This is a genomic window from Sphingomonas sp. DBB INV C78 (assembly GCF_042693015.1).
Taxonomy (GTDB): Bacteria; Pseudomonadota; Alphaproteobacteria; order Sphingomonadales; family Sphingomonadaceae; genus Sphingomonas_E.
The window spans coordinates 4,321,491-4,344,973 of sequence record NZ_CP170544.1; the positions used below are offsets into that span (position 1 = coordinate 4,321,491).

19 protein-coding genes are annotated in these 23,483 nt (G+C 66.1%); 14 read left to right on the forward strand and 5 right to left on the reverse strand.

Annotated features, from left to right (window positions below):
• Positions 1–24 precede the first annotated feature (24 nt).
• The 4 genes from zwf (at position 25) to ACFB49_RS20620 (ending at position 6,303) form a co-directional block, all read left to right on the forward strand.
• Complete coding sequence (gene zwf / locus ACFB49_RS20605) at positions 25–1,482, forward strand: glucose-6-phosphate dehydrogenase (RefSeq protein WP_380873355.1); 1,458 nt, start codon at positions 25–27, stop codon at positions 1,480–1,482.
• A complete protein-coding gene (gene pgl, locus ACFB49_RS20610) occupies positions 1,475–2,182 on the forward strand; it encodes a 6-phosphogluconolactonase (RefSeq protein ID WP_380873357.1) in 708 nt (235 codons plus the stop codon). The genes zwf and pgl overlap by 8 nt, the downstream gene beginning before the upstream one ends.
• Positions 2,179–3,999, forward strand: a complete 1,821-nt coding sequence (gene edd, locus ACFB49_RS20615; protein WP_380873359.1) for a phosphogluconate dehydratase — start codon at positions 2,179–2,181, stop codon at positions 3,997–3,999. Before pgl ends, edd begins: the two co-directional genes overlap by 4 nt.
• A gap of 198 nt (positions 4,000–4,197) precedes the next feature.
• Positions 4,198–6,303, forward strand: a complete 2,106-nt coding sequence (locus ACFB49_RS20620; protein WP_380873361.1) for an AsmA family protein — start codon at positions 4,198–4,200, stop codon at positions 6,301–6,303.
• On the opposite strand, the gene hisN is transcribed toward ACFB49_RS20620, so the two are convergent.
• Together hisN and thrS are read right to left on the reverse strand one after the other, a co-directional pair.
• Positions 6,300–7,067 carry a histidinol-phosphatase gene (hisN, locus tag ACFB49_RS20625; protein WP_380873364.1) on the reverse strand — a complete coding sequence of 256 codons (768 nt, stop codon included), beginning with the start codon at positions 7,065–7,067 and terminating at the stop codon, positions 6,300–6,302. The two genes, ACFB49_RS20620 and hisN, sit on opposite strands and share 4 nt — an antisense overlap.
• A 4-nt stretch (positions 7,068–7,071) precedes the next feature.
• Positions 7,072–9,066 (reverse strand): threonine--tRNA ligase, encoded by a 1,995-nt coding sequence (gene thrS, locus ACFB49_RS20630; RefSeq protein WP_380873365.1) that lies wholly within the window; start codon positions 9,064–9,066, stop codon positions 7,072–7,074.
• 196 nt (positions 9,067–9,262) lie between these two features.
• Here thrS and ACFB49_RS20635 point away from each other — a divergent pair, with 196 nt between their 5' ends.
• From ACFB49_RS20635 to ACFB49_RS20650, 4 genes are all read left to right on the forward strand, one after another.
• Positions 9,263–10,003, forward strand: coding sequence for an alpha/beta fold hydrolase (locus tag ACFB49_RS20635; RefSeq protein ID WP_380873368.1), 741 nt, complete (start codon positions 9,263–9,265; stop codon positions 10,001–10,003).
• A complete protein-coding gene (locus tag ACFB49_RS20640) occupies positions 10,000–10,743 on the forward strand; it encodes a tetratricopeptide repeat protein (RefSeq protein ID WP_380873370.1) in 744 nt (247 codons plus the stop codon). Before ACFB49_RS20635 ends, ACFB49_RS20640 begins: the two co-directional genes overlap by 4 nt.
• Before the next feature lie 105 nt (positions 10,744–10,848).
• Positions 10,849–12,081 (forward strand): NupC/NupG family nucleoside CNT transporter, encoded by a 1,233-nt coding sequence (locus ACFB49_RS20645; protein ID WP_380873371.1) that lies wholly within the window; start codon positions 10,849–10,851, stop codon positions 12,079–12,081.
• A 96-nt stretch (positions 12,082–12,177) separates the two neighbouring features.
• Positions 12,178–13,059 (forward strand): VOC family protein, encoded by an 882-nt coding sequence (locus tag ACFB49_RS20650; protein WP_380873373.1) that lies wholly within the window; start codon positions 12,178–12,180, stop codon positions 13,057–13,059.
• Positions 13,060–13,133: 74 nt separating this feature from the next.
• On the opposite strand, the gene ACFB49_RS20655 is transcribed toward ACFB49_RS20650, so the two are convergent.
• The 3 genes from ACFB49_RS20655 to hflK all read right to left on the reverse strand — a co-directional run bounded on the left by ACFB49_RS20655 (position 13,134) and on the right by hflK (position 16,812).
• A complete protein-coding gene (locus tag ACFB49_RS20655; protein WP_380873374.1) occupies positions 13,134–14,693 on the reverse strand; it encodes a Do family serine endopeptidase in 1,560 nt (519 codons plus the stop codon).
• A gap of 116 nt (positions 14,694–14,809) precedes the next feature.
• The gene (gene hflC, locus ACFB49_RS20660) at positions 14,810–15,676 is read right to left on the reverse strand and encodes a protease modulator HflC (RefSeq protein WP_380873375.1); all 867 of its coding nucleotides are present in this window, start codon (positions 15,674–15,676) and stop codon (positions 14,810–14,812) included.
• Positions 15,673–16,812, reverse strand: coding sequence for an FtsH protease activity modulator HflK (hflK, locus tag ACFB49_RS20665; protein WP_380873377.1), 1,140 nt, complete (start codon positions 16,810–16,812; stop codon positions 15,673–15,675). Before hflK ends, hflC begins: the two co-directional genes overlap by 4 nt.
• Before the next feature lie 72 nt (positions 16,813–16,884).
• On the opposite strand from hflK, the gene ACFB49_RS20670 reads away from it, so the two are divergent.
• From ACFB49_RS20670 to ACFB49_RS20695, 6 genes are all read left to right on the forward strand, one after another.
• The gene (locus tag ACFB49_RS20670; protein WP_380873379.1) at positions 16,885–17,898 is read left to right on the forward strand and encodes an Mrp/NBP35 family ATP-binding protein; all 1,014 of its coding nucleotides are present in this window, start codon (positions 16,885–16,887) and stop codon (positions 17,896–17,898) included.
• Positions 17,899–17,921: 23 nt separating this feature from the next.
• A complete protein-coding gene (locus ACFB49_RS20675) occupies positions 17,922–18,350 on the forward strand; it encodes a CoA-binding protein (RefSeq protein WP_380873381.1) in 429 nt (142 codons plus the stop codon).
• An 88-nt stretch (positions 18,351–18,438) separates the two neighbouring features.
• A complete protein-coding gene (locus ACFB49_RS20680) occupies positions 18,439–20,124 on the forward strand; it encodes a helicase HerA-like domain-containing protein (RefSeq protein WP_380873383.1) in 1,686 nt (561 codons plus the stop codon).
• A 120-nt stretch (positions 20,125–20,244) separates the two neighbouring features.
• Positions 20,245–20,871 carry a hypothetical protein gene (locus ACFB49_RS20685; RefSeq protein ID WP_380873385.1) on the forward strand — a complete coding sequence of 209 codons (627 nt, stop codon included), beginning with the start codon at positions 20,245–20,247 and terminating at the stop codon, positions 20,869–20,871.
• Positions 20,872–20,892: 21 nt separating this feature from the next.
• Positions 20,893–21,819, forward strand: coding sequence for an isopenicillin N synthase family dioxygenase (locus tag ACFB49_RS20690; RefSeq protein ID WP_380873387.1), 927 nt, complete (start codon positions 20,893–20,895; stop codon positions 21,817–21,819).
• 115 nt (positions 21,820–21,934) lie between these two features.
• Positions 21,935–23,461 (forward strand): S10 family peptidase, encoded by a 1,527-nt coding sequence (locus ACFB49_RS20695; protein WP_380873388.1) that lies wholly within the window; start codon positions 21,935–21,937, stop codon positions 23,459–23,461.
• The last annotated feature ends 22 nt before the right edge of the window (positions 23,462–23,483 follow it).

The following is a 23,483-nucleotide window of genomic DNA, read 5'->3' on the forward strand; positions in this document are numbered from 1 at the left end:
GCGAAAATCGAGAGAAGGATCGCCATGACGGGTGGAGCGGGGGCCTTGTTGCTGTTTGGCGCGACCGGGGATCTGGCGCAGCGGATGCTGCTGCCGTCGCTGTTCGCGCTTCATGCCGAAGGGCTGATCGCCCCGGACCTTGCGATCATCGGCACCGCGCGCAGCGATCTCGACGATGCGGCCTATCGCAAGCTGGCGGCGGAATCGCTGGAAAAGCATGTTCCGGCCGACAAGATGGACAAGGGCGCCGTGCCCGGCTTCCTCGATCGGCTGCATTATGTCTCGCTCGACGCGTCCGACCCTTCGGGCTTCGCGACGCTGGGCGAACGGGTGGGGGCGCGCAACGGCGACCTCGCCATCTTCCTTTCGACCGCGCCGCAATTGTTCGAGCCGACGATCGCCGGCCTCGCATCGGCGGGCCTCGCCGGCGGCAATGTCCGCATCGGCCTGGAAAAGCCGCTGGGCACCGATCTCACCTCCTCGCGCCACATCAACGATGCCGTGGCTGCCGTCTTCCCCGAGGAGCGGACCTTCCGCATCGACCATTATCTCGGCAAGGAAACCGTCCAGAACCTGCTGGCGTTGCGCTTCGCCAATCTGATGTTCGAGCCGCTGTGGAACGCGAGCGGGATCGAGCATGTCCAAATCACCGTGTCGGAGACGGTCGGCCTCGAAGGGCGGACCGCTTATTTCGACGGGTCAGGCAGCCTGCGCGACATGGTGCAGAACCATATGCTCCAGCTGCTCGCGCTGGTGGCGATGGAGCCGCCCGCCCATTTCGACGCGCGTGCGGTGCGTGACGAGAAGGTCAAGGTGCTGCGCTCGCTCCGCCGCATCGATCGCGAAACCGCGCCGACCCATACCGTCATCGGCCAATATACCAAGGGCGCCGTCGGCGGCGTGCCGGTGCCCGGCTATATCGAGGAACTCGGCAAGCCATCCGGCACCGAGACGTTCGTGGCGTTGAAGGCGCATGTCGACAATTGGCGCTGGAAGGGCGTGCCCTTCTACCTGCGCACGGGTAAGCGCCTGCCGACGCGCCAGTCTGAGATCATCATCCAGTTCCGCCCGGTGCCGCACTCGATGTTCGCGGAGCGCGGCGGGCGGCTGCACGCCAACAAGCTCGTCATCCGCCTGCAACCGGAAGAAGAGATCAGCCTGATGGTGATGGCGAAGGAACCGGGCCTCGACCGCGAGGGCGTGCGCCTGCGCGAAGTGCCGCTCGATCTCTCGCTCACCACCGCCTTTGCCGGAGCCCGCCGCCGCATCGCTTATGAACGGCTGCTGCTGGATCTGATCGAGGGCGACCCCACCTTGTTCGTTCGCCGCGACGAGGTCGAGGCGCAATGGGAATGGGTCGACGCGATCCGCGATGGCTGGACGGCGAACGGGATGACGCCCAAGAGCTATCCGGCGGGCACCTGGGGCCCGTCGGCAGCGATCGCGCTGACCGAACGTGACGGAGTGAGTTGGCATGATTGAAGCGGAATGGTGGGAATATGACGATGCCGGGGAGATGGCCGAGGCCGTCGCCGGAGACGTCGGTTTCATCATCGAAAGCGCCCTGGATGCGCGCGGCCAGGCGCTGATCGCGCTGCCGGGCGGCAATACGCCGGCGCCGATCTTCGCCAAGCTCGCCAAGGCGAAGCTCAAGTGGAAGAATGTCACGATCATCCCCACCGACGACCGGCTGGTCGCGGTCAATGATCCGCTCAGCAATGTGGCGATGATCGCCAAGACCTTCCTGCCGCTCGGCGCCCGCGTGATCCCGATCGTCAGCGAGGCGGCTTCCGACCATCAGGCCGCCGGCAAGGCCGCCGACGCGCGGCTGCAGGATCTCCACTGGCCGCCCGATCTCGTCTGGCTGGGCATGGGTGCGGATGGGCATACCGCCTCGATCTTCGCCGGCCCCGATCTGGACGAGGCGCTGAACGCGCCGAAGGCGCGCCGCGCCGTCGGCGTGAAGCCCGATCCGATGCCCAAGGAAGCCCCGGTCGCGCGCGTCACGCTGACCCGCGCGGCGATCCTGTCGGCGCGCACCTTGCTGATCACCGTCACCGGTGACGAAAAGCGCAAGGTGCTGGAACGGGCGATCAAGGACGGTCCGCTGTCGACCGTGCCGATCGGACGCGTGCTCGCCGATACCGAACTTCCCATCGATATCCACTGGTCCGCCGAATGACGCTCCACCCCGTTGTCGCCGCCGTCACCGCCCGCATCGTCGAGCGCTCCGCGCCCGGCCGGCGGGCCTATCTCGACCTGATCGAGCGCGAGCGCGACAGCGGGGTCGATCGGCCCAATCTTTCCTGCGGCAACCTGGCCCACGGCTTTGCCGCGGCGGGCGAGGACAAGGCCGTCATCCGCGACGGCAAGCTGATGAATATCGGCATCGTCACCGCTTTTAACGACATGCTCTCCGCCCATCAGCCCTATGGCGGCTATCCCGACCGGATGAAGCTGTGGGCGCGCGAAGCCGGGGCGACCGCGCAGGTGGCGGGCGGCACGCCGGCGATGTGCGACGGGGTGACGCAAGGCCAGCGTGGCATGGAATTGTCGCTGTTCAGCCGCGACGTGATCGCGCTGTCGACTGCGGTGGCGCTGAGCCACGGCATGTTCGAGGGCGCGGCCCTGCTCGGCATCTGCGACAAGATCGTGCCGGGCCTGCTGATCGGCGCGCTGAGGTTCGGCCATCTGCCGACCATATTGGTGCCCGCGGGGCCGATGCCCTCGGGCCTCGCCAACAAGGAGAAGCAGCGCGTCCGCCAGCTTTATGCCGAGGGCAAGGTCGGCCGGGCCGAACTGCTGGAGGCGGAGGCCGCCTCCTATCATGGCGCGGGCACCTGCACCTTCTATGGCACCGCCAATTCTAACCAGATGATGATGGAGGTAATGGGCCTTCACGTCCCCGGCGCCGCCTTCATCAACCCTGGCACCAAGCTGCGCCAGGAAGTGACCCGCGCGGCCGTCCACCGGCTGGCGAAGATCGGCTGGGATGGCGAGGATTATCGCCCGATCGGACGGGTCATTGATGAGAAGGCGATCGTCAATGCCGCGGTCGGCCTGCTCGCCACCGGCGGATCGACCAATCATGCGATACACATCCCGGCGATCGCGCGTGCGGCCGGCATCATCATCGACTGGGAGGATCTGGATCGGCTGTCCGCGGCGGTGCCGTTGATCGCGCGCGTATATCCCAACGGATCGGGCGACGTGAACCATTTCCAGGCGGCTGGCGGCATGGGCTATGTCATCTCGACCCTGCTCGACGCCGGGATGCTGCATGAGGACATCCTGACGATCTGGCAGGGCGGGCTTCGCGCTTACGCCGCCGATCCGATGCTGGCGGGCGATGATCTCGCCTGGCAGCCGGCACCGGCCGAGCCGCTCGACGACGCCATGCTGCGCCCGGTCGCCAATCCCTTCCAGCCCGACGGCGGGATGCGCCTCCTCAAGGGCAATCTCGGCCGCGCGACGATCAAGACCAGCGCGGTCGATCCGGCGCGCTGGACCATCGAGGCGCCGGCGCGCGTGTTCCACGACCAGGACGACGTCAACCGCGCCTTCAAGGCGGGCGAACTCGACCGCGACGTGGTGGTGGTGGTGCGCTTCCAGGGGCCGCGCGCCAACGGCATGCCCGAACTGCACAAGCTGACGCCGCCCTTGGGCGTGCTGCAGGACAAGGGCTTCAAGGTCGCTTTGGTGACGGACGGACGTATGTCCGGCGCATCGGGCAAGGTGCCGGCCGCAATCCACATCACCCCCGAAGCGCTGGGCGGCGGGCCGCTCGCCAAGGTGCGCGACGGCGACATCGTCCGGGTATGCGCCAACACGGGCGAGCTTACGGTTCTGATCGACGAAGCGGAATGGAATGCGCGTGCGGCGGCCACACCGCCGCCGCCGCCGATCGGCACTGGGCGCGAGCTTTTCGCCTTCATGCGCCACACCGCCGACGGCGCCGAACAGGGCGCTTCGGCGATGCTGGCGGGCGCGGGGCTTTAGAGGCTCGATCCCCCAGTTCCTTTTCGTCACGCCGGGCTCGACCCGGGGTCCCGCTTTAGCGGGCGGTGGAAAGGTGGCGGGACCCCGGGTCAAGCCCCGGGGTGACGCGAGTTTGATATAAGCCGGCAGATCAGCGTCTGGAGACGCGCAGTCGCCCTCAAGGGGAACATCCAGCGGCTGTGGCGGGTTTTTGCCCGCATGGCCGATCGCGATCCCAGCGAAATTCTTGATCGCGCCGCGCAGGATGCGGTGGCGAGGCAGGATGCTGCGCCCGCGAGTCCCACGCAACGGCAGGGCGGCAGGACGCTCGCGGCGGGCGTGGCCGTGCTCGCGTCGATCATCGGTCTGCTGGCCTTGGCCTGGTTGATCCTGTTCATCACCAAGGGCCGCTTCCTGAAGCCCACCTTCGAGCGCATCGCCAGCGCGAACACCGAACGGCAGGTGCGCGTCGGCGGTGATTTCCAATTCTATCTCAATCCGATCAACCTGAAATTCGTCGCCGAACGGCTGACCGTTTCCAACCCCGAATGGGCGACCAAGCCCGATCTGTTCGATGCCGAACGGATCGAGATGAACGGCGCGACCGTGCCCTTCATCTTCGGTACGCGCCGGATCAACTGGCTCAACCTGGCGAATGGCCGCGTCGATCTGGAGTGGGATAAGCAAGCCAAGCGCAACACCTGGACGTTCGGCGATCCGAACGTACCGGGCAAGCCGCTCGACCTGCCCGTCATCCGCCGCGCGATCGTGACGGGTACCGAGGTGCGCTATCGCGATCCGAAGATGCTGCTGACTGCGGATATCAAGGTCGACACGATCAAGGCGGCGGACACGCGCTTTGCAGAGGATGTTCGCTTCAAGGGCGGCGGCACGCTCCGCAACCGCCCCTTCACGCTGACCGGCGGCCTGCTTTCTCCCAACGAGACCGTCACGGGCGGGCGCAACCAGATCGTACTGCATGTCGAAGGCGCGCGGACAGTGGCGGACATTTCCGGCACGCTGCCGGCCGCCACGCAGATCGAGGGCGCGGACCTGAAGCTCGCGGTGCGCGGGTTCAACCTTGCCAATCTGTTCGATCTGCTGGGCGTCGCCATCCCCGAGACGCGCAATTATCGCTTCACTTCCAACCTCACCAAGGCCGACGGCGCATGGCGCTTCACGCGGCTCAACGGCCGCTTCGGCGCGAGCGACCTGGCCGGCGCGATGACGATCACGATGCCGAACGATCGGCTGATGATCGACGCGGACCTGAAGTCGAACAGCGTCGACATCATCGATGTCGGCCCCTTCGTCGGCTATGATCCGGAACGGCTGGAAGCACAGGGCGCCAAGGGCACGATCGAGCGCGTGAACGGCACGCCGCGGCTGCTGCCCGATGCGCCGCTCCGCATTGAGGCGATCCGCAATTTCGATGCGCATGTGAATTATGCGGTGCGGGACATCCGCGCGCCCAACCTGCCGGTTTCCAACGTCGTGCTGACGCTCGATCTCGATCGCAGCCTGCTGAAGCTGTCGCCGCTTACCTTCGACATGGCAGGCGGCAAGCTCGCGTCGGACATCGCGATCAACGCCCGCGGCCGGCCGGTCCAGACCGATTATGACATCCGCCTGTCGCCCACGCCGATGGGCCGGCTCCTGAAAGGCTGGGGCGTCGAGGAATCGGGCACGAGCGGCACGATCAAGGCCCGCGTGCAGATGAAGGGCGAGGGCGACACGGTGCGCGAATCGCTCGCCACGTCCGACGGGCGGATCGCCGTGATCCTGCCGGCCGGCAGCTTCTGGACGCGCAACATCCAGCTTTCGGAGCTGGATGTCGGCACCTTCATCACCAAGATGTGGGAAGGAAAACTGAAAAAGCCGGTCGAGATCAATTGCGGGCTGATCGCGTTCACCGTGCGCGACGGCGTGGCGACGGCGGACCCGATCCTGATCGACACCGACAAGAATGTGATGCTGGGCCGCGGTGTCTTCAGCTTCAAGGACGAGTCACTTGATCTGAAATTCCGGGCGGATTCCAAGAAGTTCAGTCTGATCGCCGGCCAGTCGCCGGTGGGCATCAACGGCTATTTCGCGGCGCCCGGCTTCAGCGTGATCAGCCCCGAACTGCTGGCGCGCGGTGGCGTCGGCGTGGGGCTGGGCGCGCTGGTCAGTCCGCTCGCGGCGGTTCTGGCGTTCGTGGACGTCGGCGACGCCAAGTCGGCGGCCTGCGGCCCGGTGCTGGCGGGTGCCAAGGCAAGCGCGCAGCGGACGACCAAGGGCAAGCCGCGCGACGATGTGGGAACGGGGCGGCCGAAGAAGGGTTAGACGCGCAGCGTCTCCAGCGCCGCATCCAGCATCCGCGGATCACCGACAGCGATCACCTGCCCCGCACTGTCGCGAGTGAGGGGCGCACCGGTCCAGTCGCGCATGACGCCGCCGGCGCCCTCCACCACCGGCACGAGCGCGGCGAGATCGTAGAGCTTGAGGCCGGCTTCGGCGACGAGATCGAGATGGCCCGCGGCGAGCAGACCGTAATTGTAGCAATCACCGCCCCAGAGCGTATCGCGCGAGGCATCCGACAGGCGGTCGAACGCGGCCTTCTCGTCGTCGGCGAACAGGCGCGGGCCGGTGGTGGCGAGATGGGCGTTGCCGAGCGTCGCGCAGGCGCGGGTGTGCACGGCCGTGCCGTTGAGCAGGGTGGGATGGCCGGTGGCACCGATCCAGCGTTCGCCGCTGATCGGCTGATCGATCACGCCCAGCACGGGCACGCCGCCTTCGATCAAGGCGATCAAAGTGCCGAAGATCGGCCGGCCGGCGATGAAGCTGCGGGTGCCGTCGATCGGATCGAGCACCCAGAGCCGATCGGCACCTTCGCGCGTGTTGCCATATTCCTCGCCGATGATGCCGTCCGTGGAGCGTTCCACCTCCAGGATCGCGCGGATCGCCGCCTCGGCCGCGCGATCGGCCTGGGTGACGGGCGATGCGTCCTCCTTGGTTTCGATCTCGAACCGCGCGCGGAAGAAGGGGCGGATCGCCGCCCCCGCCGCATCGGCCAATGCGTGCGCGAGATCGATGTCGGCCTGGCGCATCCGATCAGGCCGCCAGATCCGGCGGCGTTGCCTCGGCCCGCAGCAGCGCGATCGCCTCGTCCAGCGGCAGCACGGACTGCGCCTGTTCGCCCAGGCGACGGACGGCGACAGTGCCTTCCTCCGCCTCGCGCCGGCCGACGACGAACATCGCCGGCACCTTGGCGAGGCTGTGTTCGCGGACCTTGTAGTTGATCTTCTCGTTGCGGGTGTCGGTTTCGGCACGGATACCGGCGGCACGGAGCTTCGCCACCACATCCTCGGCATAGCCATCGGCATCCGAGACGATCGTCGCCACCACTGCCTGCACCGGCGCCAGCCATACCGGCAACTTGCCGGCGAAATGTTCGATCAGAATGCCGATAAAGCGTTCATAGGAGCCGAAGATCGCGCGGTGGAGCATCACCGGGCGATGGCGCTCGCCATCCTCACCGACATAGCTGGCGTCGAGCCGATCGGGCAGCACGCGATCCGACTGGATCGTGCCGACCTGCCAGGTGCGGCCGATCGCGTCGGTCAGGTGCCATTCCAGCTTGGGCGCGTAGAAGGCGCCTTCGCCCGGCAGTTCTTCCCAGCCATATTCGGGCGTGTTGAGGCCGGCGGCGGCCACCGCTTCGCGCAGCTCGGTTTCGGCCTGATCCCACATCTCCTCGGTGCCGAAACGCTTGTCGGGGCGGAGCGCGAGCTTGATCGAGTAGGTGAAACCGAAATCCTTGTAGATGCGGTCGGCGAGCGCGCAGAAGGCTCGCACCTCATCGACGATCTGGTCCTCGCGGCAGAAGATGTGCGCGTCGTCCTGCGTGAACTGGCGGACACGCATCAGCCCGTGGAGCGCGCCATGCGGTTCGTTGCGATGGCAGCAGCCATTTTCATAGAGGCGCAGCGGGAGATCGCGATACGACTTGATCCCCTGACGGAAGATCAGGATGTGCGCCGGGCAGTTCATCGGCTTCAGCGCCATCCAGTCGGCATCGGCCGAGACGATCGGGCCTTCATCGTCGACATTGGGCACTTCGTCGGGGATGACGAACATATTCTCGCGATATTTCCCCCAGTGACCCGATTGCTCCCACTGGCGCGCGTCCATCACCTGCGGGGTCTTGACCTCGCGATAGCCCGCGCCGTCGATCGCGCGACGCATATAGGCTTCCAGCTCGCGCCAGATGCGATAGCCCTTGGGATGCCAGAAGACGCTGCCGTGCGCTTCCTGCTGCAGGTGGAACAGGTCCATCTCCTGCCCCAGCTTGCGATGGTCGCGCTTGGCGGCTTCCTCGAGCTTGTGAAGGTGCGCGTCGAGCTGCTTCTTGTTGAGCCAGCCGGTGCCGTAGATGCGGCTGAGCATGGCGTTCTTCTGGTCGCCGCGCCAATAGGCGCCGGAGACGCGCGTCAGCTTGAAGGCCTGCGGATCGAGCTTGCCGGTGGAGGCAAGGTGCGGCCCGCGGCACATATCGAGCCAGTCGTCGCCCGACCAATAGACGGTCAGTTCTTCGCCTTCGGGCAGTTCGGCCGCCCATTCGGCCTTGAAGGTCTCGCCTTCCGCCTGCCAGCGCGCGATCAGCGCCTCGCGGCTCCACGCCTCGCGGCGGAGCGGCTTGTTTGCGGCGATGAGCTTGCGCATCTCGGCTTCGATCGCGGGCAGATCCTCCTCGGTGAAGGGGCGATCCTTGGGCGCGAAGTCATAATAGAAACCATCCTCGGTCGCGGGACCGAAGGTGATCTGCGTGCCGGGGAAGAGGCTCTGCACGGCTTCGGCCAGCAGATGCGCATAATCGTGGCGGGCGAGTTCGAGCGCGTCGGCCTCATCCTTCGCGGTGACGAGTGCCAAGCTGGCATCGCCTTCCAGCGGCCGGTTGATGTCGCGCAGCTCGCCATCGACGCGCGCGGCAAGCGCCGCCTTGGCGAGGCCGGGGCCGATGGCCGCCGCGATGTCAGCCGGGGTGGTGCCGGCTGCGACTTCGCGCACGGACCCATCCGGAAGGCTGATCTTGATCATGGCGGACATTGGCTGATTCAATCCTTGAGGCTAGAAAACGCGCGCTTATGCCTTGGCGGCGGCGGGATGCCAACCGTTCCGCTCAATCCGCCGTCACGCTGAACTTGTTTGGGCATCCACCGCTCCACGCGCGCTTTCGTCACCTGGGGAGGGATGAACCCTGAAACAAGTTCAGGGTGACGAGTGGGTGTGATAGCCGCAGCCCATGACCGATCCCGAATTCCTCGCCCGGCTGGATGGCCTGAAGCTCGCTTATCGCCACCGCAAGGGCTGGGGCCCGACGATCGTCTTCCTGCCTGGATATATGTCCGACATGGAAGGCGGCAAGGCGACCGCGCTCGATGCCTGGGCGGAGGAGACCGGCCGCGCGATGCTGCGGCTCGATTATGCCGGCTGCGGCGCGAGCGAAGGCAAGTTCGCTGACGGCACGCTGATAAGCTGGCGCGACGATGTCCTCCATTTGATCGACAATCTGATCGAAGGACCGGTGCTGCTGGTCGGATCGTCGATGGGCGGCTGGCTGATGCTGCTTGTCGCCCTCGCCCGGCCGGAGACGGTGACCGGGCTGGTCGGCATCGCGCCCGCGCCAGATTTCACCGAATGGGGATTCGACGAGGAGGATAAGGCGCGGCTCCAGCGCGACGGCCGGATCGAGGAGCATAGCGAATATTCGGACGAGCCTTATGTGACGACGCTCGATTTCTGGCAGAGCGGGCAGGCGAACCGGCTGCTCGGCGACCAGATCGATTTTGATGGACCCGTGCGGCTGCTCCACGGCCAGCAGGATGATGATGTGCCCTGGCTGATCTCGGTCAAGCTCGCCGCGGCGCTCCGTTCAGCCGCGGTGCAGACGATCCTGATCAAGGACGGGGACCATCGCCTGTCGCGGGGCGAGGACATTGCCCTGCTGATCCGCACCGTCGACGAGATATTGGAAACGCTGTGATCCTGCCCCTGCTTCTCCTGCTCCAATCCTCCAACGTGCCGCTGCCCGACGCGGGGCAGAAGCGGTTCGAGGCCTGCACGGCGCTGACCAAAAGCGATCCCGAAAAGGCCGTCGCCGAAGCCGATATGTGGCGCACGGGCGGGGGCGGCGTGCCGGCGCGGATCTGCCTGGGGCTCGCTTATGTCGAGCTGGAGCGCTGGGGCCCGGCGGCCGCCACGTTCGAGCAGGCGGCGAAGGACGCCGAGATCCAGCGCGACGGCCGGGCCGGCAATCTGTGGGTGCAGGCCGGCAATGCCGCGCTCGCCGGCGACGATCCGGCGATGGCGCGCGGCTATTTCGATCGCGCATTGGCGCTGCCGGTGCTGACCGACGAGATGCGCGGCGAGGCCCATCTCGATCGCGCGCGCGCCGATGTCGCGGTCGGCAACCTTGCCGATGCGCGCGTCGACATCGATGCGGCGCTGAAGCTGGTGCCGCGTGACCCGATGGTCTGGCTGCTGTCAGCCACGCTCGCGCGCCGCCAGAGCGACTTGCCGCGCGCCACCAAGGATATCGGCGAGGCGGCGATGCTCGCACCCAACGAGGCGCCGATCGCCTATGAGGAAGGCAATATCGCCGCACTCGCCGGGGCGACCGAACGGGCGCGATCGGCCTGGGCGCGCGCTGCGGCGATCGCGCCGGACAGCGATGCGGGGCAAGCCGCGGCGCTTGCGCTCAAGGGCGAGACGGCGCCGCAATGATGGCACGCCACCCCGCATAGGCCGGAGTCCAGAGGGGCTGGTCTATGCCGCCGCTGCCGTGCCATCGTCACGGGTGACGCGAGGGGTTGGGGGCCGTCCATTATCATGAGCCAATATCTGATCGGCCTTGCCGGGATCGCGCTGATCCTCGGGGTCGCCGTGCTCCTGTCCACCAACCGCCGGGCGATCCGCCTGCGCGTGGTCGGCGCGGCCTTCGCGCTGCAGGCGGGGATCGCGGTGCTGGTGCTCTATGTGCCGGCTGGGCGGACGGTGTTGCAATGGTTGTCGGCGGGCGTTTCCAACCTGCTCGGCTATGCCAATGCCGGCACTGCCTTCCTGTTCGGCAAGCTCGCCGCCGATCCGCTCGGGCAGAATTTCGCGATCCAGGCGCTGCCGGTGATCATCTTTTTCGCGGCCCTGGTCTCGATCCTCTATCATCTCGGCATCATGCCGCTGGTGGTGCGCTGGGTGGGCGGCGCGATCGAGAAGATCATCGGCGTGTCCAAGGTCGAATCGCTCTGCGCGGCCGCCAATATCTTCGTCGGGCAGAGCGAATCGCCGCTGGTGATCCGTCCCTATCTCGCCTCGCTCACGCCCGCGCAGCTTTTCACGGTGATGTGCTCCGGCATGGCGGGCGTCGCCGGCACCATCCTTGCGGCCTATGCGTCGATGGGCATCCGCATCGATTATCTGCTCGCGGCGAGCTTCATGTCGGCCCCCGGCGGCATATTGATGGCGAAGATCATCATGCCCGACGGCACGCAAGCGCCCGACGAGGCGCAGGTGATCGCGATCGCCGCGACCCATGGCGAGGAAAAGCCCGCCAACATCATCCAGGCCGCGGCGCAGGGCGCGCAGACCGGCGTCAAGATCGCCGTCGCGGTCGGTGCGATGGTGCTCGCCTTTGTCGCTCTGGTCGCGCTCGCCAACGGCATTCTCGGCGGCATCGGCAACTGGTTCGGCATCAGCGGCCTCAGCTTCGAAGGTCTGCTCGGCCATGTCTTTGCGTCGGTGATGGCGCTGCTCAACGTGCCGTGGGACGAAGCCCGGATCGCCGGCGGGTTGTTCGGCCAGAAGGTCGTGCTCAACGAATTCGTCGCTTACATCAGCCTCGGCCAGCAGCTCGACCAGCTTTCCCCGCACACCATTGCCGTCGTCACCTTTGCCTTGTGCGGCTTCGCCAATTTCAGCTCGATCGCGATCCAGATGGCCGCGACCGGCAGCCTCGCGCCCAACCAGCGGCCGGTGATCGCCCGGCTCGGCATTCGTGCGCTGATCGCCGGCTCGCTCGCCAACCTGATGAGCGCAGCGCTCGCCGGCTTGCTTATTCCTGCCTGATCCCGCGTTGCGGCCCTCAATGCGCCGCCCGGTCCGTTTGGCGGAGGACGGGCCGGCCCGATCGCGGGATAAGGGCGGCAGCAAAGAGAGGCCTGAATGAGCATCACCCTGAAGCACCGCGGCATTTGCGTGAGCGATCTGGAGGCGTCGCGGCGTTTCTACTGCGAAGGGCTCGGGTTCGAGCCTGAACTCGATTACGGCCTGATCGAGGGGCCGGACATGGACGCGACGATGGAGCTGGAAGGCGTGAAGCTTCGTGCCATCACGCTCAAGCATCCCGACGGCCCGGTGATCGAGCTGCTCCACTTCCTGTCGCCGCCGCCTTTCGGCCCGCGCGAGCGGCGCTCGACCATCCAATATGGCCTCGTCCATCTCTCCTTCCGCGTCGACGATATGGATGCCGCAGCCGATCGGCTGCGCGCGGCGGGCGGGCATGTGTTCGAACAGACCCGCGCCCGCTTCGATGCCGGTGGCACGACGATGCTCTATTGCACCGATCCCGATGGTGTGCGGATCGAGCTGATGCAGATGGACGGCCAGCCCGCGGGCTTCTCGCATTCGGGCATCTGCGTCGAAAGCGTCGATGCAGCCATGCCTTATTATCAGGCGCTCGGTTTCGCGCCGGCCGAAAATTATGTGCTCGACGGCGGCTTCGACTGGCTCGCCACCGTCAACGAGATCCCCGGCATCAAGCTGCGCGCCCAGATGATGCGCGATGCCGCCGGCAATACGATCGAGCTCCTAGAAACCTATGAGCCCAGGTCCTTCGGCCCGCGCGAACGCCGCGCCATCAACCAGCTTGGGCTGACCCATCTCGCTTTCTGGGTCGATGATATCGACCGCGTCGCCGCCACGTTGGAAGCCGCCGGCGGCCATTGGGTTCCGTCGATGCGCGTGACCACCGGCATGGCCGAGCTCCACCACGGCGCCGACCGCGACGGCGTGCGGATCGAATTGCTGCGGGCGATATCAAGCTAATTTAAGCGACCTGACTTCCCCTCCCTCAACGGGAGAGGGTCGGAGGCGATCGCACCGCCTCCGATTCTATCGGCTTACTGGCCGCTGTTGATCTTCACGCCGATGTAACGCGGTGTGCCGTTGCCGCGCTGGATGAAGAGCAGAGCCGTGGCGCGGCCGGCCTTGCGGGCAGCTTCCACCGCCGCGGCGGCATCGGCCGGCGAGACGACCGGACGCTGGTTGATCGACAGGATGATGTCGCCGCGCTGGATGCCTTCCTGCGCGGCATCGCTGTTGGGATCGATTTGGCTGACGACGACGCCGCGCACCGTCGACGGGATGTTGAGCTGGCGGGCGACATCGGGGGTCAGCGCCTGCAGCGACAGGCCGATCGACTGGCGGGTCGATTGGGCGCTGGGCGCCGGCGTCGCTTCCCCACCAGTGCCTTCATCCTCGCCGTCAGCCGCGGCAAGCTGGTCTTCCGGCGGACGTTCGCCGACCACGGCCGTCACCGTCATGCGCTTGCCTTCGCGGATCAGCTCGATCGGCATCCGCGTGCCGATCGGCGTGTTCGCGACGATGTAGCTCAGCGTCTCGTCCGGCGTGACTTCGCGGTTGTTGACCTTGACGATGACGTCGCCCTGGCGAATGCCCGCGCGCGCCGCCGCCTCGCCCGGCTCGACCCGGCTGACGATCTCGCCACGATCCTTGGGCAGACCCAGGCCCGAGGCGATATCTTCCGACATCGGCTGGATGCCGACGCCGAGATAGCCGCGCTTGACCTTGCCGCCGCCCTTGAGCTGTTCGATCACCGGCCGCGCCTGCTCCGCCGGGATAGCGAAGCCGATGCCGACATTGCCGCCGGTGGGCGAGAAGATGGCGGTGTTGATGCCGATGACGTTGCCGTTCAGATCGAACATCGGGCCGCCCGAATTGCCCTGATTGATCGAGGCGTCGGTCTGGATGTAGCGATCATAAGCGCCGCCCAAACCGATGGTGCGGTGGAGCGCCGAGACGATACCCGCCGTCACCGTGCCACCGAGGCCGAAGGGATTGCCGATCGCGACCACCCAGTCGCCGACGCGCGTGCGCGTCGAATCGCCGAACTGGACGAAAGGCAGCGCCGTCTTGGATTCGATCTTGAGCAAAGCGAGATCGGAGAATGGGTCGCGGCCGACGACGCGCGCCTTATATTCGGAACGATCGGGGAGCGTGACGGTGATCGAATCGACCACCGAGCTCACCACTCCGCGGCCCTGCGGCCCGCCCGAGATCACATGGTTGTTGGTGACGACATAGCCGTCCGCCGAGATGATGAAGCCCGAACCCAGCGAGGTCGCTTCGCGCGTGACCGGCTGGCCATCGCCACCCTGGCCCTGGCCGAAGCGGCCGAACAGATCGCCGAACGGCGTGCCGGCGAACGGGTTCTGGTTCTGCACCTGCACGCGCTGCGTGGTCGAGATGTTGACCACGGCCGGCTGCAACTTGGCGGCGAGATCCGCAAAGCTGAGCGGAGCCCCCGGGCGCGGTGCCGCGGCCTCGATCTGGCCTGGTGCGTTCTGGGCAACCTGCGCCCCTACCGGCTGCTGGAGCACCATCGTCGCGGAGGCCCCGCCAGCGAGCAGAGCGGCAGTGATGGCATAAGCGTATCGCACGATGGCGGACCTCCTCAGATATTCCTCCCGCGTTCCTGGGGCAAAATGATGGCGCGCGGGCGCTTATTAGGTGGGAAGCAGAGGCTGAACGTCAATTGAATGGACGCGCCCGGCTTCTACTTCCGACCCCTAAATTCACGAAGATATTCATTATCCGGCGACAGGATCACCGAAGACGCGCCTGATGCCTCGTTGCCGTCGGTGCCGAAGGTGACGCGGTAGGACTGCATCGCCCGGTAGAAATTATAGAAATCCGGGTCCTTGCCGAAGCTTTCGGCATAGACGCGCGATGCATCGGCATCCGCCTCGCTGGTAATGAGCTGGGCCTGCTTGCGGCCTTCCGCCTCGATCGAGCGGGCTTCCTGCTGACGCGCGGTGCGCATCCGCTGGAAGGCGCTGTCGAGCGGGGTGCCGCTGGGCAGATCGGCGCGCTTGATGCGAACGTCAACGATCTCGGCGCCATATTGACGGGCGACGCGGGCCAGCGCGTTCTGAATATTATCCATCACCTGGCCGCGCTCTGGGCTGAGCAAGGCCGCGAAGGGCCGCTTGCCGAGCTCGTTGCGGAGCGCCGAGCCGAGGATCGGGCGCAGTGCCTCGCCCACCCGCTTTTCGCTGCCCGCGGAAATATACATGCGCCGCGGATCGACGATGCGGTAGCGCGCAAAGGCATCGACCTCGAGCCGGAGCTGATCGGTCGACAGCACCGCCTGACGCTGCATGTCGAAATCGAGCACGCGCTTGTCGACCCAGATGATCTGTTCGACGAAGGGGATGCGGAACAGGAGACCGGCGCCGGTGCGGCCGAATTCCTGATTGGCATGATATTGATTGGCGATCGTCACAGGCTTGCCGAAGCGGACGATCAGCGCCTGCTTGGTTTCGGGCACGATCTTCACGCACATCAGCAGCGCGACGAGGAGGATCAGCCCGAGCACTGCCCAGGCGACGGGCGCGCGGGCGAAGCGGTCGGCGGGGTTCATCGTGCGGCTCCCTGTGCCGGCGCGGGCGTCGCCGCGGGCTCCGGACGCCGCAATTGCTGGAGCGGAAGGTAGGGCTGCACGCCGTTTGCCTCGATCACGGTCTTGTCGGTCTTGGCCAGAACCTTCTCCATCGTCTCATAATACATGCGCCGGCGGGTCACATCGGGCGCGAGCTTATATTCGGCATAGACCTTGTCGAACGCCTGCGCCTCGCCCGAGGCCTTGGCGGTGAGCTGGAGCGCATAAGCGCGCGCCTGGTTGAGATAGGATTGCGCGAGCTGCTGCGCCGACGTCACTTCCTTGAAGGCATCGTTCACCGCGGCCGGCGGATCGGCCTGCTTGATCGCCACGCCCTGCACGGCGACGCCGGCGCGATAGCTGTCGAGCAGCTCCTGCATCCGGGCGGCGACGCGCGCCTCGATCTGGCTGCGCTGCGGGCCGATCGCCTGGTTGAGTGTCACGCGCGACAATTCCTCGCGCATCGCGCTCTCGGCGACTTCCTTGATCGTGTCCTCGGGGTCCGCCAGTTCGAACAGGAAGAGTTCGGGATCGCGGATGTTCCAGCGTGCCGAATAAGCGAGGTCGACGATATTCTGGTCGCCGGTCAGCACCAGATTTTCGGAGCTTTCGCTGGTCGACCCGATATCGACGGTGCGGATCTCGTCGACATCGATCTTTTGCACGAACTCGATCGGCGCCGGCAGCGAGAAGTTGAGGCCGGTGCCCATGGTGCGGGCATAGGAACCGAAGAAGGTGACGACGCCGCGCTGCTGCGGGCCGATCGTGTGGACGCAGGTGCCGCCGATCCACAGCAGCACGAAGACGATGATGCCCCAGAACCAGATCGGCTTGCCACCGAATTCGGGGATGCCGCCCATGCCGCCGCCGCCGCTGCCCATCTTCTCGCGCCCCTTGCGGAGCAACTCGTCGAGCGCGCTGGGGCCCTGGCCGCCCTTGCCGCCGCCGGGCGGGCGCTTGCGCGGCGGTTGGCTCCAGGGGTTGCGCGGGCCAAGCCCGCCGCCGTCCCCGCCACCACCGCCGGAACCACCTGAACCGCCGCCGCCCCACGGGCCACCTCCGTCGCTCTCGTTCAGATGGACGGTGGAAGATGCGGACGGACCGGAATTCTGTTGCATGGACGTCATTATAGGTAGCGAAACGCGGAAAAATAGTGCCATCCGCCGATAGCGTAGCCTATGGCGCGGAATATGACCGATTCCGACGCCTTCGCCGCCGCCCTCGACACCATCGCCGACCCGCTTTCGGGCAAGGGCCTGATCGAAAGCGGGCGCTGTGCCGCGCCGCGCGTAAACGCCGTCGACAAGGTAGCCAGCGTGATCCTGGACGTGACCGGACTGTCGGGGGATGACCGCGCCAAGGTGGAGCGCGCGATCCGCGGAAAACTGATCGGCCTCAACGGGATACGTGACGTCCGCATCGCCATGACGGCGGAAAAGACGGCACGCAAGCTGATCGCCGTCGGCAGCGGCAAGGGCGGCGTCGGCAAGTCCACCGTCGCCGCCAACCTCGCCGTGGCGCTCAAGCGGCTGGGGGTGAAAGTGGGGTTGGTCGATGCCGACATCTATGGCCCCTCGCAGGCGCGGCTGATGGCGAGCGAGGGCAAGCGCCCCGAGGCCGAGAACCAGAAACTGTTGCCGATCGCGACCGATTTCGGCGTGCCGATGCTTTCCATGGCGCATCTGGTGAAGCCGGGCCAGGCGATCGCGTGGCGCGGGCCGATGGCGGGCAATGCGCTCGGCCAACTGATCGACGCCGATTGGGGCGAGGCCGAGATCATCATCGTCGATCTGCCGCCCGGCACCGGCGACGTGCAGCTTTCCTTGATCGCCAAGCACAAGCCGGCGGGCGCGATCATCGTTTCGACCCCGCAGGATCTGGCGCTGATCGATGCGACCCGCGCGATCGACCTGTTCAACCAGGCGACCGTGCCGATCATTGGCATTGTCGAAAATATGGCGGGCTATGCCTGCCCGCATTGCGGCGAGGTGAGCGACCCCTTCGGCGCGGGCGGGGCGGAGACGGCGGCGCAGTCGCTCGGCGTGCCCTTCCTCGGGCGAATTCCGCTGGAGATCGCCATCCGCAAGGCATCCGACGCCGGCCAGCCGCCGGCGGCATCGGGTGAGGCGATCGCCCAGCCCTTCCTCGACATTGCCGGCGCGCTGATGGGCTGGCTGAACGCGAAGGCCGTTCCTACGTTCTGATCTCGTCCCAGGAGGAGATCGTCATGCCGCTCACGTCCGACGAAGATATTGCCGCCTTGTTGTCGGAGGTCCGCACCATCGCATTGGTGGGCGCCTCCGACCGGCCCGACCGGCCGAGCTATGGCGTGATGCGCTTCCTGCAGAACCACGGTTATCGCGTCATCCCGGTCAACCCGCAGATCACCGGCGAGCATGTCCATGGCGAGTTCGTCTGGCGCGAGCTTGCGCAATTGGGCGACCCGATCGACATGGTCGATATCTTCCGCCGGCCCGAGGCAGCGGGTGAAGCCGTCGACCAGGCGATCGCGATCGGCGCCAAGGCGGTGTGGATGCAGTTGGGCGTGATCAACGAGGCCGCGGCCGCTCGCGCGGAGGCTGCCGGTCTGAAGGTCGTGATGGACCGCTGCCCCGCGATCGATATTCCGCGGCTCAGACTGCCGCCGGTTGCTTGAACGCAAATTGGCCATCCGGAACACGCCGATTGCCTAAACGCCATCGTCATGCTGAAACCTGTTTCGGCGTGAAGATGGAGTAGATGACATGACCGACGCGACGGGCATCTTCATCGGGGCGAGCCCCACGGCAGGGCCGCAGGAACTCAATCTTCGCCGCGCCAACCGCCACGGCCTCGTCGCGGGCGCGACCGGCACCGGCAAGACGGTGACCTTGCAGGGTATCGTCGAAGGCTTTTCGAAGCTCGGCGTGCCCGTCTTCGTCGCCGATGTGAAGGGTGATCTGTCCGGCATGGCGCTGGCCGGGTCCCCGACCGATAAGCTGCATTCGGTCTGGGCCGCGCGCGCCGCCGAGATCGGCTACACTGACTGGGCCTATGCCGACAATCCGGTGATCTTCTGGGATCTGTTCGGGGAACAGGGCCACCCCGTCCGCACCACCGTATCGGAAATGGGGCCGCTGCTGCTGGCGCGGCTGATGGGCCTCAACGATGTGCAGGAAGGCGTTCTGTCGATCGCCTTCCGCGTCGCCGACGAACAGGGGCTGCTCCTCCTCGATCTCGGCGATCTCCAGGCGATGCTCGCTTATCTCGGTGAGAATGCGGCCGATCTCACCACCCGCTACGGCAATGTCACCAAGCAGAGCGTCGGTTCGATCCAGCGCCAGCTCCTCCAGCTCGAAAGCCAAGGCGGCGACAAATTCTTCGGCGAACCTGCGCTCGACATTGCCGATTTCATTGGTGCGGACGAACAGGGCCGGGGCTTCGTCAATGTCCTCGCCGCCGACAAATTGATGGCGAGCCCCAAGCTCTACGCCACCTTCCTGCTCTGGCTGCTCTCCGAACTGTTCGAGACGCTGCCCGAGGTGGGCGACCCCGAAAAGCCCAAGCTCGTCTTCTTCTTCGACGAGGCCCATCTGCTGTTCGACGAGGCGCCCGATGCGCTGCTCGACAAGATCGAGCAGGTGGTGCGGCTGATCCGATCCAAGGGCGTCGGCGTCTATTTCATCACCCAGAACCCGATCGACATTCCCGAGAAGGTGGCGGGCCAGCTCGGCAACCGCGTCCAGCACGCGCTGCGCGCCTTCACGCCGCGCGATCAGAAGGCGGTGAAGTCCGCCGCCGAAACCTTCCGCGCCAATCCCGACATCAATGTCGAAACTGCGATCACCGAATTGAAGGTCGGCGAGGCCTTGGTCTCGCTGCTTCAGGCCGATGGTTCGCCGTCGCCGGTGCAGCGGACCCTGATCAAGCCGCCGTGCAGCCGCGTTGGGCCGCTCAATGAAAAGGAGCGCGCGATCATCCGTTCGGTCTCGCCGGTCGACGGCAAATATGAAAATGCGGTCGATCGCGAATCGGCCGAGGAGATATTGGCCGCCAAGGCGGGCGAGGCGCAGGCCGCCGCTGCCGAAGCCAAGGCCGCGGCCGAACAGGCCAAGCTCGATGCCGTGCAGGCCAAGGAAGATGAGAAAGCCCGCATCACTGCCGAGCGGGAGGCGGCGCGTCTCGCCAAGGAGGCGGAGCGCGATCGTCTCGCCGCCCAGCGCGAAGCCGCACGCGAAGCGGCGCGCCAGGCGAAGGAGGATGCCAAGCCCGGCGCCTGGGACAAGGCGATCACCTCGGCGACGCGATCGGCATCCTCGTCGGTCGGCCGCCAGGTGGCGAACGAGATCGGCCGCCAGATCTTCGGCGGCAGCGGCCGCGGCTCTTCCGGAGGCGGCATTGCCGGCCAGCTCGTGCGCGGCATTTTGGGCGGGCTGTTCAAGGGGCGGTGACGCCCTCCACCGCCGTCACCCTGAACTTGTTTCAGGGTCCAGCGTGCGGCAATCGGTGTCGGCGCCTGTTGCACGGTGGATGCTGAAAACAAGTTCAGCATGACGGAAGGGAATAGTTCGATGTCGTTGCTCGCCGCATTGCTGCTGGCCCAGGCCGCTCCCGCGCCCGTCCCCGCGGACATAGCGGGCTATTATAACGGTTCCCGCATGGAGCTCGCCGCCGAACTCGTTCTCCATCCCGACGGGCGTTTCGACTATGGCCTGTCCTACGGCGCGCTCGACGAAGTGGCGGCGGGGCAATGGAGCGTTTCGGAAGGCGCGGTGGTGCTGGAAAGCGATCCGGTGCGCCCGCCCGTCTACAGCTTCTCGGATCTCGGGGCCGAACAGGCTGGCCTGGTGGTGGCGAAGCTGGTCCTGCCGCAGGGGCTGCAGCCGCAATTCTTCTCCTTCGCGCTCGTTGGCGACGGCATCTATCCGATCGAGGGCAAGGTCGATTATCGCGGGGAGGCGCAGATCGCCTTCGATCCCGCCCATCCGCCCGCCGCGATCCGGGTCCTTCTCCCGATATATGAACTGGTCAGCGATCCCTTCCCGCTCGATCTCAAGCAGGGCGGCCGCCACATCGAGGTGCGCTTCACACCGAACGATTTAGGCCGCATCGCCTTCCAGGACACCCATCTTCCCATTACCGATCAAGGTCTTACCTTCGAACGCTTCGGCGAGAAGATCATCTTCCGCAAGCGCTGAGCCGGCCGCTATATAGTCTCAATGAGTCTCTCAACCGCCGTCTCCCTCGCCAGCCTCGACCCCGCCGAACTGGCCGAAGCGCTGGGCCACTCGTTCGAGACCTATGGCTTCGCGATCGTCGCCGATCACGGCGTGGACCCCGCCCTCATCGCCCGCGCCGATGCCGCCGCCCGCGCCTTCTTCGCTTTGCCCGATGCGGTGAAACGCCATTACCATGTCCCCGGCACCGGCGGCGCGCGGGGCTACACCCCCTTCGGCGTCGAGACCGCGAAGGATGCGATCCAGTCCGATCTCAAGGAATTCTGGCACGTCGGCCGCGAGCTGCCCGCCGGCCACCCGTTCGCGCAATTCATGTTGCCTAATCTGTGGCCGGACGAAGTCGCCGATTTCCACGACGCCCAGCTTGCCTTGTTCGATGCCCTCGACGCGACCGGACGGCGCCTGCTCTCGGCCATCGCGCTTTATCTCGATCTCGATCCCGCCTGGTTCGACGATACGGTCCGCGACGGCAACTCCGTGCTGCGCCTGCTCCATTACCCGCCCGTCTCTCCCGACGCGCCCGGCATCCGCGCCGGCGCGCATGAGGATATCAACACCATCACCCTGCTGCTCGGCGCCGAGGAGGCGGGCCTCGAACTGCTCGACCGCGAAGGCCGCTGGCTGGAGGTGAAGCCGCGCGAGGGCGAGCTGGTCGTCAATGTCGGCGACATGCTCCAGCGCCTTACCAACAATGTGCTGCGCTCGACCACGCACCGCGTGCGAAACCCGGCACCCGAACGGCGCGGTTTTTCCCGCTATTCGATGCCCTTCTTCCTGCACTTCCGCCCCGACTTCCTGATCGAGACGCTACCGGGCTGCATATCCGCCGATCGGCCCGATCTTTATCCCCGGCCGATCACCGCACATGACTATCTGATGCAACGATTGCGTGAGATCAAACTACTGTAACACTGTTGCAAAACAGTGCCCCTCCGGTTTAGTCCAAGCCCTCCAAACCACCGTATGCGCCGAGGTCTGGGGGGATCGGGGCACGTGCGGTCCATAAGAGGACTGCTCTGAGATCATGAAATTCAGGTCGCTGCTGCTCGCCTGCGCCATCGCCGCGCTCCCCCAGATTGCCTACGCCCAGGATGCCGACAAGGCTGACAAGAAGGTCGAAAAGGCCGAACCGTCGCCCGAGATCGCTCCGCCCACCGTTTCGGTCACGCGGCACACCGGCCGCTTCGGTGGCCAGGCGATCAGCTACAAGGCGGTCGCCGGCGAAACCTATCTGAAGGACAAGGACGGCAAGCCGCTCGCGGCGATCTATTCCACCTCCTACATCAAGGAGGGCAAGGCCGATCCCAACCGGCCGGTGATCTTCCTCTACAATGGCGGTCCCGGCTCGGGCTCGCTGTGGCTGCACATGGGCGCCTTCGGCCCCAAGCGCGTCGCGATTCCTTCGGACGCCCGCGATGACGGCGCGCCGCCTTACCCGATCGTCGACAATCCGGAGAGCCTGCTCGACGTGGGCGACCTCGTCTTCATCGATCCGGTCGGCACCGGCTTCTCGCGCGCGCTCGGCAAGAAGGATCCGAAGGATTATTGGGGCGTCACCAAGGATGCCAAGTCAATCGCCGAGTTCATCCGCCTGTGGCTGGCGGAGAATGGCCGCTGGAACGCACCCAAGTTCATCGGCGGCGAAAGCTATGGCACCACCCGCTCGGCGGCGCTGCTGAACGAGCTGGAAGGCACCTATAACGATGTCTCGGTCAACGGCGTCATCCTGATCTCGACGATCCTCGATTTCGCGGCCGGCGCCGACACGCCCGGCAACGAGATGACCCACATCCTCAATGTGCCGTCGATGGCGGCGACCGCCTGGTATCATAACAAGGTCGCCAACCGCACCGCGACCGTCGAGGAGTTCGTGGCACAGGCGCGCGCCTTCGCCGCCGGCCCCTATGCGACTGCGCTTCTGAAGGGCAATGCGCTCGGCGCCGAGGAGCGGGCGAGCGTCCGGGCCGAGCTTTCGCGCTTCACCGGCCTTTCCGAACAATTCCTCGACCGCGCCGATCTCCGCGTGCTGCCGGGCCGCTTCTACAAGGAATTGCTGCGCGATCGCGGGCTCACGGTCGGCCGGCTCGACAGCCGCTACACCGGCAAGGACTATGACTCGGCGGGCGAGGAGCCGGACAATGATCCGAGCTTCTACGGCATCGACGGCGCCTATGCCGCCGCGATGAACAGCTATGCGCGCGAAACGCTCGGCTTCAAGACCGACCGCGACTATATCTCGATCGGCGGCGTCAAGGGTTGGGACTGGAAGCTGGAAGGCGCCGGCCGTGACCAGGAAGTCTATATGAACGTAGCACCTTACATCGGTAAGGGCCTGCGCGAGAATAATGGCCTCAGGATCTTCGTCGGCCAGGGCTATTACGACTTCGCGACGCCCTTCTTCGCGGCGGAATATTCGCTGTCGCGGACCGGCATGCCCAAGGACGGCCGCATCCAGTTCCATTATTATGAGTCCGGCCACATGATGTATGTGCGCGAGGACGATCTGCGGAAACTCTCCGCCGACGTGCGCCAGTTCATCCGGGCGCGTTAAACGAAGTAGGGGCCGCCTCGAT

What these genes read in the sequence shown, in the direction of transcription:
- zwf (WP_380873355.1), top strand. Translation starts at nt 25, where the DNA reads ATGACGGGTGGAGCGGGGGCCTTGTTGCTGTTTGGCGCGACCGGGGAT.
- pgl (WP_380873357.1), top strand. Translation starts at nt 1,475, where the DNA reads ATGATTGAAGCGGAATGGTGGGAATATGACGATGCCGGGGAGATGGCC.
- edd (WP_380873359.1), top strand. Translation starts at nt 2,179, where the DNA reads ATGACGCTCCACCCCGTTGTCGCCGCCGTCACCGCCCGCATCGTCGAG.
- ACFB49_RS20620 (WP_380873361.1), top strand. Translation starts at nt 4,198, where the DNA reads ATGGCCGATCGCGATCCCAGCGAAATTCTTGATCGCGCCGCGCAGGAT.
- hisN (WP_380873364.1), bottom strand. Translation starts at nt 7,067, where the DNA reads ATGCGCCAGGCCGACATCGATCTCGCGCACGCATTGGCCGATGCGGCG.
- thrS (WP_380873365.1), bottom strand. Translation starts at nt 9,066, where the DNA reads ATGTCCGCCATGATCAAGATCAGCCTTCCGGATGGGTCCGTGCGCGAA.
- ACFB49_RS20635 (WP_380873368.1), top strand. Translation starts at nt 9,263, where the DNA reads ATGACCGATCCCGAATTCCTCGCCCGGCTGGATGGCCTGAAGCTCGCT.
- ACFB49_RS20645 (WP_380873371.1), top strand. Translation starts at nt 10,849, where the DNA reads ATGAGCCAATATCTGATCGGCCTTGCCGGGATCGCGCTGATCCTCGGG.
- ACFB49_RS20650 (WP_380873373.1), top strand. Translation starts at nt 12,178, where the DNA reads ATGAGCATCACCCTGAAGCACCGCGGCATTTGCGTGAGCGATCTGGAG.
- hflC (WP_380873375.1), bottom strand. Translation starts at nt 15,676, where the DNA reads ATGAACCCCGCCGACCGCTTCGCCCGCGCGCCCGTCGCCTGGGCAGTG.
- hflK (WP_380873377.1), bottom strand. Translation starts at nt 16,812, where the DNA reads ATGCAACAGAATTCCGGTCCGTCCGCATCTTCCACCGTCCATCTGAAC.
- ACFB49_RS20670 (WP_380873379.1), top strand. Translation starts at nt 16,885, where the DNA reads ATGACCGATTCCGACGCCTTCGCCGCCGCCCTCGACACCATCGCCGAC.
- ACFB49_RS20675 (WP_380873381.1), top strand. Translation starts at nt 17,922, where the DNA reads ATGCCGCTCACGTCCGACGAAGATATTGCCGCCTTGTTGTCGGAGGTC.
- ACFB49_RS20680 (WP_380873383.1), top strand. Translation starts at nt 18,439, where the DNA reads ATGACCGACGCGACGGGCATCTTCATCGGGGCGAGCCCCACGGCAGGG.
- ACFB49_RS20685 (WP_380873385.1), top strand. Translation starts at nt 20,245, where the DNA reads ATGTCGTTGCTCGCCGCATTGCTGCTGGCCCAGGCCGCTCCCGCGCCC.
- ACFB49_RS20690 (WP_380873387.1), top strand. Translation starts at nt 20,893, where the DNA reads ATGAGTCTCTCAACCGCCGTCTCCCTCGCCAGCCTCGACCCCGCCGAA.
- ACFB49_RS20695 (WP_380873388.1), top strand. Translation starts at nt 21,935, where the DNA reads ATGAAATTCAGGTCGCTGCTGCTCGCCTGCGCCATCGCCGCGCTCCCC.